Below are 14,063 nucleotides of genomic sequence, written 5' to 3'. Positions count from 1 at the left end.
GCTCATAGCGGCTTGTATTCGAACCAGTCAAAATACGCAGGAACAGTGCAGGCTCTACCATTCCCTGTTGTATACATCCCGATATTGACACCTGTGAAACCGCCAGCCACTTCGGTGGATAATAGAGAGCATTCGCCGGAGCCTAAGGCTCTTGGCTCTCCGTTCGGTTCGACGTAATAGAATGAATACGCAGTCGGATTGGCTTCTAATCTCAGAATGACTTCCGAGCCTTCAACCGCCGCTTCTTGCTCGACTTTCCATAGAGTACCTAGCCGGCGCCGCAGGATTACTTTGCGGCCCTTGTCCGGATCATAGGTTAGCGCTATCTCATAATGGAATCGCTCGTTCATGTATACGGTAAGTCCGGCTTCTTCGCCCTCTCGTACCGGGTCAAAGCTGAGCAGGGCCGAAACGGTACAGTTAAAATGCTGTTGTCTTCTACCCACGAAAGCTGGCGAGTCGATATCATTTAAAGTCGCTGCTGAACCGTGAAGGGTGAGCCAGCCCGGCCGTTCTCGAAGGGACCAAGCCCCCTCTTGCGGATTTCTTAAGAAGTTCCAACAATGCCGAAGCTGATTGCCGTCGAAATCATCGATTACCATCTGACGCGGTTCATCGCCTAGAGTGAGCGTTCCGGCAGGCATATTTTCCCCGACCTTTCCCCCATCTCCAATTACCGGCCAACCTTCTTCCGACCATGTAACCGGGGCCAGATACGTCTCCCGGCCCAAGTGATGATACCGTCCAACAAAGGGGACCGATACCGGGCGAATGCCCAAGAACACCGCCCACCAGCTGCCGTTCTCTAGCTCAATGAGATCAGCGTGGCCTGTTGCTTGAATTGAGGATCCCGTGCTCCGGTGCGTAAGAATAGGGTTACTCGGATTGCTTTCAAACGGCCCGAAAGGCGAGTCCCCGCGCGCAATTGTAACTATATGTCCGTATTCAGTGCCGCCCTCGGCAATCATGAGGTAATACTTCCCCTGAATCCGGTAGAGATGAGGTCCCTCAGGCGCAATAGCGCCGGTCCCCACCCAGATTAACCTCCGTTCAGACAAAAGCTTTCCGGTTTCAATTTCAATTTCCGCCTGATAAATGCCCGGCTGCTCGTTCGATCCGAGCTCATTTGTACCACTTAGATAGACACGGCCATCCTCATCGAAGAACAGGGAGGGGTCAATCCCCGGCCAATCGAGCCTAACCGGGTCGGACCAAGGTCCCTCCGGTTTTTCGGACCAGACGTAATAGTTTTGATACCGATTCATGTTTGTCGTAATCATATAAAATCGCCCTTGATGATAGCGAAGGGTTGGAGCGTAAATTCCCATTGAGCTCTCGCATTCCTCTAGATCTAACTGACTCTCTCTAGTAAGGCAATATCCGATCTGTTCCCAATGAACAAGATCTCGACTATGGAAGACCGGTACCCCGGGGAAATATTGAAACGAACTGGTAACCAAGTAATAATCAGAACCTACTCTGCAAATGCTTGGGTCCGGATGGAACCCCGGAATGACAGGGTTATGATAATGTCGGGTATCCGTTATAGGGGTCAAAAGGATCCTCCTTCATGAAAGCATGCTTGTCTCTGCATATGCCAAAGAGTTAATTCCGTACTAACCGTACTGCGATATAAGGTTTACCTGGCAATTTCATTTGAAAGTTCCCTTCGAAGCTTCCTTCAACTCGTTCGACCGTCATATTCCATGTATCAATGATTTCAGCGTTATAGGTGTAACCCGGTTTCATCATGAAGTCGTAATAACACGGTTGTCTGGTGCTGAAATAATAGAGATAAAACTCATCCTTAATTCCGGCTACAAATTCAAACTCGGTCCAGAGCGGATTAAGGACGCCTGAAGGCGCTTGCTCGATAACCTGCCGTAAAAATTTGATTCGCTCCGGACTGGAGCCGTGCAATTGTCCGCCTTTCGACCACCACAGAACATCGGCAGGATCGCAATAGGTTTCACCATGTCCTGCATAACCTCCGCGCAGAGCCGCTTCCCAGAATCTTCGCACCATGTCTTCACCGGTAATATTGCCCCAAAAAGGACTTATGTTACCTTCGTAAGCACACTCGTCGATGACGATGGGCTTATCCCATTGTTTTCTCCATTCCGCGGAACGATCGGTATCCGATTTTTGAAGGCTGCAATGCGTAATCCATGGCCGGGATAAATCAAATACGTTGACAAAATTATGAATGGAGATTAAATGTCCATAGGGGTCATTCTCGGTAACGATTTGACCGAAACGCTCCCAGTCCTCGTCAGGCTTGTCCCATAGCAGCTCATGCTCATTGGCAAGCGACCACCAAACATTCCGGAAAGCCGACAATCTTGCCGTCATATATTTCAGATAGCGGGCATCAACGGAAGGAGCCATTGTGGAAAAGCCCCATCGGTCATAGGGATGAAATAAGATTAAATCGGCCTCAATCCCGATCCGGCCCAAATCGGCTATCCGGCGTTCGAGATGTCTGAAAAATTCAGGGTTAAAGCGGGTAAAGTCCCAGCCTTCCTCTATCGAACCCGGAAAGGGGTAGCGGAGCGGCTCATTCTCGTTGAAAATAAAAGACTTCGGAAAGATGCACATTCGGATTTTATTAAAGGCCGATTGGGCAAGCGTGGACAACGTTTGCTCTTCCAATTCCTCCGTTTGATGCGTCCATGCATAACAGGTGGTGCCAATCGGCAAATAGCGGGTTCCGTCCTCGTATACAAAATGAAACGTATCGGCAACTCGGACTGGCCCATGATTCCCTTCCAGATGAGCTGTGCACGTAAATTGCCCCACCATACCGCTCAACGAACGGCAGTTGCTTGTTGTTCGATAGACCCAGACGCCCTCCGCATGGGGCATAAATCGGATTCGATATACACCATCGCCATCATAGAACCCACCGACGTTCACGGAATGTTCGCCGCTTGTGAATTGAGCTTCGAGCACAACGTCCATAAATGGATTCCCATGGCTCGGACCATGAAGCTCAATCTCGAATATCGACCACTTTTCTGCAGAGTCGAATGCATATAGATCCGCGCTGCCAATCACTACAGACGAATCTTCGTAATCGGCAGGAGGAGCGGCTTCTTGCTCCCACTCCCTCGAAAGATCAACGTCCTCCAGTTCCCGGAGGACAGATGCAAGCCAATCATCAGGATTCGGATGGACAAGTTTATTGGAAGCGTACTCCGCCAGGGTACTCGCTTGGGTAATAATGAAGAGATGTTCCATCTCGATTTCCGGCGTATATTGGCGGATAACGGAGCGTCCCCGTTCATTGGACCATATGTTTCCGATCTTCGTGTCTTGTGTTATTTTCATACCAGCATCCTCCTGCTCAATTATGCTTGCAGCTTGACTGAAGCTTCGAAGCGTCCGCCATCCCGGAATTCTAACTCTTTGCCGTTCGGCAGCACTACAGTAATCGGAATTCCGTCCGGTCCAGTGCCTGACAATTCGAACTCCTCTTCCTCATCCAACGTCCAATCGACATCAACAGACCCGTGACGAGTGGCAACGCTGCCTTTGGCCCAGCTCAGTTGCATCGGCTTGGGCTCAACGATGATCGCCGAGTACCCCGGAGCGCCGGGTCGGACCCCAAGTATCTCGCTTGTAAATTCCGAAAGCGGCAACGCGCTCCAGGCGTGGCAATCGCTGCGAGGGTTATTGTCATCCGTTACCTCCGGCAGCGTCGTTAAATGCGAGTGCAGAAAGGCTTTCCACCGATTAATGACTGTTGAGGCTTTCCTATATAATCCGTGACGAGATAACATGCGAAACAGTTCATAGGAAGCCGGCACCGATAACTGCGCCATGTGACCCTCCTGCGGTTCAAGTGTACGTTCCAGTAAACGAGCGGCATCTTCGCCCTTCACCGCACCGCATACGACTCCCCACACCTGCGCGTGTTGGCTGAACTCTTCCACTTCTGGCCCATCCGCGAACAACCCGCGTTCCGATCTCCAGCAAAGCCGAAGCAACGCTTCATTCACGTTATTCGCATCCGCCTTCGCCTCGCGTGCGGCATCCTGCCAACCAACAGCTTCATATAGTAGGGATGCGGTACGAAGCGCTGCCGCGAACATCTGACTGAGGAGGGTGAGCGGACCTTTGGCATGTGCCGGAGGCGTTCCAATCTCCCAATCTTTGCACCAGTCGAAATAAGGCCAGTAAGCGCGCGGCGTCGGAGCAACGAGCCCTTCCGGCGTGAGCAGTCTTCGGAACCAATCCAGTACGCCGGTCATCGTCGGTACATATCGCCGAATCAGCTCGCGATCTCCAAAATGCATATAGTGCTCATAGAGCATATGAATCCAATATAACGAGAAGGAAGGTATGACTTGCCTATATTCCGACGGATAGCGGCTCTGCAGCATTCCAGAAGGCAGTGCGGAGCTATGATAATCGAACAACGCGCGTCGAGCCAGCCGATCGTCGGCGCTGACCGCGTATGTGAACATCATCTGCAGACGCGTGTCCATCGTGTATTGCAGTTGTTCATAGTAGGGACAATCTTCGTACGTTTCATGCATGCAGCGCCGGAGCGTGTTCAGAGATAAATCCCAAAGCGATACGTAGTCCGGATCCGAACAAGAGAATGCAGCATCGACATGCAATGGGTAACCCGTGTCCCGGTAGGATAGCAGCACGATTTCAAGCGGCTCGTCCTTCGCTGTAGCCTCGAGCCTGATATACCTGAATGTGCGGAAGTCGAACGGCTCGTAACATTCCACGTTTTGTCCGATACCCACTCCAGCCACAGTATAATGATCCGCTTCACCGATAAGGATCCCATTCTCCGCATCATCTCGAATCCCTTTGATTCTGTGATGAAGATTGGATTCAGGTTCTTCATAACATTCCGCATAAAGCAACTTGATACGACTCTCCCTGCCGCCCCGCAGCTTCAACGTCACGTATCCGGTCACTAATTCGCCGGCATCCAGCTCCAACCAGATGGATTGTCCCGCTTCCACTCTTACGGCACTTGTCCCTCTACCTCCCAGCATGGCCTCGTAGCGAGAGATGGCAGCACTATCATCAGCCTTCGTAATTCCTCTGAACGAAGCAGGCTCTTCTCGCATCGGCGGAATCGATCGCGGCGCCAATTGCCATGGTGTCAGTTGACCGAATTTTTCGTCGGTTTCACAGACGATTACGGCATTCGCCCAGCCATGTCCATCGAATCCGGGTAGCTCCCAGCCGTGGTCAAGTCCACTTCCGTCCGTATCTTCGAACCCGCCAAGGAAGAAGATGAGCGGGCTCGGCACAAGCTTAAAGCCCGGCATTTTTTTGCACGTCCACTTCTCGTCCGAATGCAAGAACTCGGAATGACCGCTAACTTCAATCAGTTCTCCCTCGAGAATCATGGCGCCGCTGATAGCTCGATGAACCGAAAGCGGTCCGCTGACTCCTAGCAAGTGAGGACCGGAAGGAGCAAAGTGCAGCACTTGAACCGCCAATACGTTCGTTCCTTTAATGAGTTGGTCGCTCAGATCAACCGTCTCATAATAATGCGTGGACCGGTCGCCCTTGCATGGTCCAACCGAGACCGATTCCCCGTTGAGAAACAAGCGATATCGACTGTCTGCGGATACGTCCACAACAAGCCTTGCATGCTGCGGATCAGCGACCTCAAATTCACGGCGGAACCACACCATTTCGTGCGCTCCCGGTTCCGAAGTCCATGGATAACCTTGATGCCAGATCCATCTGGCATTCCATGTACGATTTTCCTCCATATCGTTTCCTCCTCTTTATTCGTTAGAAAGATCATTCCTATGACCCGAACGCGATCTGTTAAAAAACAGTAAGTAATCCACGATGGCTCCGGATTACTTACTGTTCTCACTTATGTTTCGGCTTGTTTCGTGGCGAACAGCTCCAACTTGGCGTACATATCCTCCAAGGTAAATCGGACATCGACATTGCGATAAACCCTGATCAACCTCTCCGTTTGATGGTGAACATAATGCATTTCAGAGGTAATTCGAGGCGCGGGCACCGTAACGAAACCGTCCGAATACTCCAGATCGTCAAGGATGAGGCTGACGACGGGGGAATCCCCTAAGCTCCAACTCTCGCCTCTCGGCCACCCATGCGCATTGTCGTCATTGAATTGAATGAGCTGCTCGAACAGATACCTACCGATTTCGCCATACGGCTTCACCCTGGCTTCCAATTCCGCGAGGCTGACCCGCATCGTGCTATACACGTTTTGCGGTACCTGCCAGAGTGGAATAGGTGCGCTCATAACCACGTTAGCCGCGTGGATGTCGTTGCTTAAGTTGAATTCATTTCTTCCGTTCGGGTATGGCCCTCCGCCGATCCATATGGCGGTCAATCGGTCAGCAATTCGGGGCTCCATAAGATAGGCGGATGCCAAGTCGGTCAAGGGCCCGAGGAATACGACGAAGAGCCGATGGGAATCGTCCGAGAGCGCTTCGCGAATAATCGCTTGCGCGCCTTCCGAGTCGACTGGCGTCCGCTCGTCCTGCATCGCTTGATTTGCCCCTTTGTAAACCGGCACATCACCCGCATCCCCCATCAGACTTAGGACATGCTTCACTTCGGCGTAGCTTTCTTCCATCGATTCCGTTGTCCGCCCGGTTCCGAAATGCGCCGCAATAATTCCTTTGTTGATGAACATGGGCGTGAGCAAGGCATGTACGATCGCATATTGGTCGTCCGCCTCATTCTTGGCATCCGTGTTCACGAGAACCCTTACCCGTTTCGGGTCTGGTACTTGAAAATTCATGCTCATCACATCCTACTCCCGTTCTACGTATTCAAACGAATGAATGATCGCATCCGCGAAAAAACCTCTTGTTCTTCCGTCAATGAACAAATCGGAGCAAATACGGAAAGCTCCTTTTTCTCGGATGTCATGGGAAGAAGCCCCCACCATTACTTCAATTTCGCCCGCTTCGATTTTCCACATCATGTTGGCATCCAGGAAAGCAAATTGACTTGGATCCATGAGGAATTGGACCGTTCTTGTCTCGTTCGGTTTCAACGGGACTCTTACGAAACCGGCCAACTCTTGTACGGGCCGCACGACACTCGCATACTTGTCCCGGATATAGAACTGAACCACTTCCTCGCCGAATCTCTCTCCTGTATTCGTTACGTCGACCGTGACGATCACTTGCTCCGTAGGCTCGTACGATTCCTTGCTGACCGTCAAGTTCGCATATCGGAAGGAAGTATACGAGAGACCGTGTCCAAAGTAATACCGGGGCTCGCGAGGGCAATCCAAATAACTTGTATATTCGTTTAGGGTGCCGACATGGTAGCTCGATCCATGATCGTGATTATAGAAAAGCGGAACTTGTCCGGCATTGTAAGCGACCGAAACGGGCAATCTTCCCGCCGGGTTATAATCGCCGAATAGAATATCCGTCACAGCTTTCGCACCGTATTGTCCCGGATTCCAAGCTTCGACAATCGCGTCAATATGTTGGTCGGCCATTTCGCTCGATATCGGTCTGCCGTCAAAATGAACCGCGACCGTCGGCTTCTTCAATGCAGCCAATTTACGGATGAAGCTTTCCTGGCATTCCGGAAGCCCGATATTCGTCGTATCGATGCCTTCGCCCGTTGTGCAGAACATGCCCCAGCCATGCTTTCCGCCTAAAGTAAGGATGACCACATCCGCTTCCGCTGCCACCGCCAATGCTTCATCGTGCTTAGACGTATCGTCCCCGGCATAAGCGTAACCATAAGCGTAGGTCACTTCGGCATTCGGGCAATCCAGAATAATCTGCTCGAGCAGATTATTACTTGTCGGATAGTGCTTTCTTACGAGTTCCTCTGTTTTCGCACTCTCGACCGTGACAAAGCTTCCAGGATACGTGAAGTGATTTTTGGCAACGCCGAACTCGCCTGCACTCAGGTTTGAAATTTTCTCGAAGTCCACGCCAGCCATCGTGTTCCCGACATTCAGCATGGCATCGAACAAGCTCGTATACGAATAGCCGCCGAACAGCGATCTCGTGGAAGCCGCATGGTGGCCGATAACGGCGATTTTCTTTTTTGCCGACTTTTGTAACGGAAGCACGCCATTATTCTTCAGCAGAACGATTGATTGACGCGCTGCTTCCAAGCTTGTTTCTTTGTTCTTGGGATCCCCATATATACGCTCTACGGCATCGCTCGACATCGGATAAGGATTCTCGAACAAGCCTAATTCAAACTTCGCGATCAATATGCGGCGGACAGCTTGATCGAGAATCTCCATGGAGACCTTCCCGTCCTGAATACGCTGCATTAACTCGTCGTTATAACAATCTTTGGATGGCAATTCCACATCCATCCCGGCTTTCAAGGACAATTCACCGGCATCCGTTCTCGTCTCGGAAACCATATGCCTCGTATAAAGCTCCGAGATGGAGGTGTAGTCGGAGACGACCATGCCGACAAAGCCCATCTCCTCACGCAGAAATTCGGTGAGGTACCTTTTGGAACCTACCACGGGTTCGCCATCGATGGAGCTATAGGTATTCATGATTGATTTCATGTTTGCAAGGGTTATGGCAGCCTGGAATGGTTTCGAATACACCTCACGCAGCATTCGCGGGGGAATCGGCGTTGCCGCAGCATGAATACCTCCCTGGGTCATATGGTAGCCGACAAAATGTTTAGCGCAGGCAAGCACCCCTTCATTGAGGTTCCCATCGTTCTGCAAGCCCAACACATAAGCCGTTCCCATCGCGGCCGCTAACGCCGGGTCTTCCCCATACGTTTCACCAAGACGTCCGAAGCGCGGATCGCGGCCAATATCCAGCACCGGGGCAAACGCATGCGAAACGCCGACGGCCCGGGCTTGTTTGCTTATAATACTAGCCAATTCCTTCTGAAGCGCGGGATTCCAGGTGGAGGCTTGGCCGATTCCCGGCGGGAAGCTTGTCGCTTCCGGGAGCAGTGCTCCCGCTAACGTTTCCAGATGAAAAATAGCGGGAATGTGGTGTTCGCTTAATTCCATGATTTTTTCCTGGATGCGGGTGACCTTGTCCACGACGGATTCCTTATTCTCCAATTCGCCCGCGAATAACATGACAACTTCCCCGGCGCCTTGGGGATAGTCCTTCTCCAGCTTTTCAATCGACCCTTTGTCCGGCATATAGCCGACGATTTGACCCATTTTTTCTTCTATACTCATGCGTTGCAATAAATCCTCCGCACGCTCTTGGGGGGACAAAGAACAATCTTGATAGGTGTGTGCCGTCATGATTAGTCGTAATCCTCCACTTTCCATTCGTTTTTCCAGTCCAAGTAGGCCATTTGCCCATCGAACCGGACCGGAAGCCATACATATTCGGAATGGCAAGTATCGAAGTCGAGCGATACGGGCATTTTGTCTTCTTCTTTCAACTCATAATCAATCTCCGGGTCGAAGATCGACTTATAAATGTCGGCTGCAATCCGGGATTGCGTCCCATCCACAAAACGATCCCCTACAAGCTTTGGAAGATTCGGTATCCAGCGATCCGCAAGCGCGATATAGAGATCCTTCTTTAACGGGTGCTTAAAGACGGACGTAATTTGCGAGTTATAAGACGTTCGCGACCGGTCGTCCGGATGAGGATCCCCCAGAACCTCCCACGTTCCATGGAAGGTTTTCGCGCAAGCGACTTCCGATGGGTTCGGATGATAGCCGGTCGTTCCGGACGTAAATAAATAGTGCAGCCCTTTTCGGTTAAAATAAGCAGGCGCTTCCCGCACGTACGGAGGTTGAACGTTAGGAAAATGTGTAGAATAATAGCCGGTTACATCCGTATAGTCGTCCGTCAAGTCGGCGCAAATGAGTTCGGAATGGACTCTTTCAAAGTAATAATAGGCCTTGCCGTCCGGAGCGACGACCAAATCGAAATCGCCGGCGCCCATATTTAATGGACGAATATCTTTTTTGACGACCGTGTAAGGACCAAGAATATGGTCCGCTGTCAGGATCGTAGATTTTTGCCCATCTGTCCTCATGACTTTCATCCAACATACGTATTTCTGCGTAGTCTTATTAAAGATAATATGCGGCCTGTCCATAAATTGATCTGGATGCAGCGGCGAATTAATGTCGTCCACGTCCGGAGGAATGATTATGCCTTTGTCTTCCCAATTGTATAAGTCTTTGGAGGCGTAGCATCTTACTCCCCAGTGCCAAATCCCGCTGCCGGCTTTCGTCTTTTCTTTGTTTTCCCCATACCAATAGAACGTATCGCCTACGGTAATAATGGATCCTCCATGGGCTTGAATTCGTTTGCCCTCGGTGTCCAGCCATACCTGACCAGGTCTGATTGAATTGTAGGTCATGCAGCTAACTCCTTTTGTTATAATCATCCTTCGAATTCTGATAGAATGCTGCTATTCCTTCACGCTGCCGAGTACGATCCCTTTCAAGAAGAACCGCTGCAAGAACGGGTACACGAGTAGAATCGGCAGCGATCCGAGAAAGATCTGCGCGGACTTAAACGTGCGGTCGCTAATTTTTTGCAGCTCTGCTATCGTTTCAAGGCTGGCAGAAGTAAAGTTTTGCTGGATGACCACAGTTTGCAGGTAGCTCTGCAACGGGTAATTATCCGGAGAATTCATGAAGATGAGTCCGTCGAACCAGGAATTCCAATGGAAAACCATGGTGAACATCGTGATGGTAGCCAAGGCCGGCGCGGATAACGGGACGAATATTTTCCAGAGCGTCGTCCAGTGGCCGGCGCCGTCCATAAAAGCTGCTTCCTCCAATTCCTTCGGCAACCCTCTGAAGAAATTGAGCAATAAGATCATATTAAAGATCGGAACCGCTTGCGGCAAAACGAGCGCCCATACGGAGTCGAGCATGCCGGTGTATTTGACCGTCATGTACAACGGAATAAGCCCTCCGTTAAATAGCATTGTAAATACGAACACCCAGGCATAGATGGTGCGTCCTCGGAACTTTTGAACCTCTTTAGACAGCGGATAAGCCACAAGCACCGTCAACACCATATTGATAATCAACCCGGCGGCTACACGCTTTAGTGTCATAAGGATAGACTGGAAAAACTCTTCTTTCCCAAGAACGTATTTATAAGATTCCAGCGTGAAATCTACGGGCCAAAGCTTGACGTATCCCGCGGAAGCCGCGGAGCTTGAGCTGAACGAGACAGCCAGAACATGAACAAGTGGCAAGATGCACAGGACTCCCAAGAGAGTCAAGAATACGTAATTAAACCCTACAAACAGCCTACGGCTCAAAGTTAAGCGTTCTACCATAATTGTTCGTCTCCTCTCCCTCTTAGAATATCCTGTAGTTGGCGAAACGGTAGGCCAGGAAGTAGGACACCGAAAGTAGAATCAACGAGACGGCCGACTTAAAGAGGCCAACGGCTGTCGCAACACCGTACTGCGCATCAACAATGCCGATTCGATAAACGAATGTGTCGATAATATCGCCTGTTTCATAAACTTGAGGACTATATAGGTTGTATACCTGATCGAAGCCGGCATTGAGAACTTGGCCCAAAGCCAGCGTTGCTGTCAAAATAATGATCGGCGCCATTCCCGGCAACGTAACATAGATCGTCTGCTTCCACCGGTTTGCGCCATCGATGACGGCCGCTTCGTACAACGACGGATTGATGCTAGTCAGCGCGGCTAAAAAAACGATTGTATTAAACCCGAATTCTTTCCACACGTCCGATGTGACTAGGATGGAGCGAAACCAGTCGTTGCTGCCGAGGAAATAGATCGAGTCGATCCCGAGCCAATTCAACATCTGATTAACGATCCCGTTCGACGGAGACAAAATATCGATCAAAACTCCTCCGAGAATAATCCAAGACAAAAAGTGCGGCAAATACACCAAAGTCTGAACCGTTCGCTTGAACAGCTCCTTACGAATTTCATTAAGCAACAGAGCAACCACTATTGGAACGATTAAACCAACCACGATCTTCATCACGGCAATGATAAGCGTGTTCCAGATAATCTGAAAGGAACCAGGCAATGCCATAACATAGCGAAGGTTATCAAGGCCATTCCACTCGGAATCAAAAATACCGCGCGCAGGGTTAAAATCCTGGAAGGCGATGACGGCACCTAGCATGGGACCGTAGCTGTATACAAGAATCAAGATAAGCCCCGGCAGGATCATTAAATGCAAGGGCAATTGAAACTTCCATACCCGCTTAATACTCGGCTTAGCCGCCGATTCCACGATTGCTATTCGATCTTCAGTCACTTTTTTCAACACGGCGGATCTTCCTTTCTTGCCCATGTGACCGAATCCCGCCCCCGCAGAGGGCAGAATTCGGATCTGGCTGTATTTATTTGGCGTTCATCAACTCATTGACTTCCTTCGTCATCTCAACCCCGCCAAGCTTCTTCCAGTTCTCCACGAACGTGTCGAAAGTGTCGAGAGGTTCGCCTAAAATAATCTGTGTAAAGGTCTGGAGTTCCTGCTTAAGCAAGGTAGAATCCCGCTTCACCATCGTTTCCGTCATGACCTGGTTAAAGGCGTTTGGAAGAAGTTGGCCGTTTTTATCATAATTATCTATTACGTTAAATGAAGAGTCTTCCGGACTGAAAACTCGGTTCAAAGCCCAGTCAATCGTCTCCATCTTGTCACCGTCAATAAATTTCTTGACGCTTCTATAAGCACCCATCTGTTCGACAGAAACGTCCGTTTCTGTCTTCTCTTTGCTAGTGAAAATTTGCTTCATCAAGCGATGCGTAGTCAGGTTCTTTTCCGGTTCTGCCGTATAGATGGAATACATCCAACGCTCGATTCCATCAACAGGGCTTGTAGCCAGCTTGTCGACTTCTTCCTGCTTGTACATTTTTCCGTTAGTTACTTCAAAATACAGATTAATCATTTTCAGCAGCGCTTCCGGATGCTTCGCATCCTTTGTCACTGCAAGATATTGCGGCGTTTTTAGATTAATACCCGGCACTTGCGCTTTCACGAGATTTCCATCGCTGGACACAAGCGGGAAAGGTAGCAATTCCGCGTTCGGATTGTTGTTCTTTATGTCCTGCGCGACTAGCGGAGCCGACATACTGCCAAACCACAAACCGATCTTACCGGACACAATCAGCTCCTTCTCTTTGTTCCAATCTTTTACGCCGAATTCGGGGTCGATGTACCCTTTCTTGTACAACTCCTGCAGCTTGGCAAGCGCAGTCTTCACTTCGGGCTGAATACTTCCGAATTCATAGCTGCCGTCCGCGGTTTTAACCCAATTCCCTTTTCCCTGTTGGCGCGGGTACGCGTGATAGCTATTGAAGAAACCTTCCAGCCCGTCGAAGAATCCGTACAGATCCTTATCCATAGCCATACCGTAAGTGTCTTTTTTTCCGTTGCCGTCTGGATCTTGATTTACAAACGCATCCATGATCTGAAAGACGTCATCCATCTTCTTAGGAGCCTCAAGACCCAACTTCTCCATCCAATCGGCGCGAATCCAAATCATTTGCGCTTGGTCGATTTTTGACGTAGGAGCAGGAATGGCAAGCAACTTGCCATCAAAAGTGGCGGATCCGAGCGCTTCAAGCCCTGACGACGTCATTACTTCTTTCGTGAACGGACTGGCATACTTCTCGTAAATTTCGGTCATATCCGCCAGTTTGCCTGCATCTGCCAGTTGGCGAAGCTGCGAGGCGTTCAGTGGAACGATATCCGGCAGATCTCCGGAGGCGATAGAGACGTTCATCTTCTGCTCGCCCTGACCGCCCGGCTCGTCTCCGACCATGGTCCATTCGTTCGTGAGCTTAATGCCAAGCTTATTCGCGTATTCCTGATACCATACGTTATCGTCGATCGTTTCGCCATTTGCGAATTTCACTGTAGGGCTAAGGATACGGACTGTCGACACGTCGATGGCCGGATCATATTTACCCAGATACAACTCCTCCGGACTGACGGGCTCCGATGTTGCCCCAGAGTCGGAAGAACCCCCTTGCGAGTTGCCATTGTTAGCGTTGTTTGTCGATTCGTTGTTAGATGTGCACGCGCTTACGACCAAACTTAAAACCAGCAATACGGATACAGCCAGATTTCTCGCACGATGTTTCATACATGTCTT

At 50.3% G+C, this 14,063-nt stretch carries 9 protein-coding genes; all 9 read right to left on the bottom strand.

The genetic code is table 11. The features are described 5' to 3' along the window. Positions 1-2 precede the first annotated feature (2 nt). The 9 genes from ACN6MW_RS23675 to ACN6MW_RS23635 all read right to left on the bottom strand — a co-directional run bounded on the left by ACN6MW_RS23675 (position 3) and on the right by ACN6MW_RS23635 (position 14,054). Positions 3-1,547, bottom strand: a complete 1,545-nt coding sequence (locus ACN6MW_RS23675) for a glycoside hydrolase family 43 protein (protein ID WP_419876426.1) — start codon at positions 1,545-1,547, stop codon at positions 3-5. Positions 1,548-1,605: 58 nt separating this feature from the next. Then, positions 1,606-3,330: a DUF5605 domain-containing protein gene (locus tag ACN6MW_RS23670; protein ID WP_419872337.1), complete on the bottom strand. Its 1,725-nt coding sequence runs from the start codon at positions 3,328-3,330 to the stop codon at positions 1,606-1,608. Positions 3,331-3,350: 20 nt separating this feature from the next. After that, positions 3,351-5,750, bottom strand: a complete 2,400-nt coding sequence (locus ACN6MW_RS23665) for an alpha-L-rhamnosidase C-terminal domain-containing protein (protein WP_419872336.1) — start codon at positions 5,748-5,750, stop codon at positions 3,351-3,353. A 110-nt stretch (positions 5,751-5,860) separates the two neighbouring features. Continuing rightward, complete coding sequence (locus ACN6MW_RS23660) at positions 5,861-6,766, bottom strand: nucleoside hydrolase (protein WP_419872335.1); 906 nt, start codon at positions 6,764-6,766, stop codon at positions 5,861-5,863. Positions 6,767-6,778: 12 nt separating this feature from the next. Then, entirely contained in the window at positions 6,779-9,169 is a 2,391-nt protein-coding gene (locus tag ACN6MW_RS23655; protein ID WP_419872334.1) for a glycoside hydrolase family 3 N-terminal domain-containing protein, read from the bottom strand. A 71-nt stretch (positions 9,170-9,240) separates the two neighbouring features. Then, the gene (locus ACN6MW_RS23650; RefSeq protein WP_419872333.1) at positions 9,241-10,317 is read right to left on the bottom strand and encodes a family 43 glycosylhydrolase; all 1,077 of its coding nucleotides are present in this window, start codon (positions 10,315-10,317) and stop codon (positions 9,241-9,243) included. A 51-nt stretch (positions 10,318-10,368) separates the two neighbouring features. Next, positions 10,369-11,253 (bottom strand): carbohydrate ABC transporter permease, encoded by an 885-nt coding sequence (locus ACN6MW_RS23645; RefSeq protein WP_419872332.1) that lies wholly within the window; start codon positions 11,251-11,253, stop codon positions 10,369-10,371. A 22-nt stretch (positions 11,254-11,275) separates the two neighbouring features. Continuing rightward, positions 11,276-12,256, bottom strand: coding sequence for an ABC transporter permease (locus tag ACN6MW_RS23640; RefSeq protein ID WP_419872331.1), 981 nt, complete (start codon positions 12,254-12,256; stop codon positions 11,276-11,278). A 49-nt stretch (positions 12,257-12,305) separates the two neighbouring features. After that, positions 12,306-14,054 carry an extracellular solute-binding protein gene (locus ACN6MW_RS23635; protein ID WP_419872330.1) on the bottom strand — a complete coding sequence of 583 codons (1,749 nt, stop codon included), beginning with the start codon at positions 14,052-14,054 and terminating at the stop codon, positions 12,306-12,308. Positions 14,055-14,063: the final 9 nt, after the last annotated feature.

This window comes from Pristimantibacillus sp. PTI5, assembly GCF_048572955.1.
Classification (GTDB): Bacteria; Bacillota; Bacilli; order Paenibacillales; family Paenibacillaceae; genus Pristimantibacillus.
This window is presented reverse-complemented; position numbering and strand designations above follow the sequence as displayed.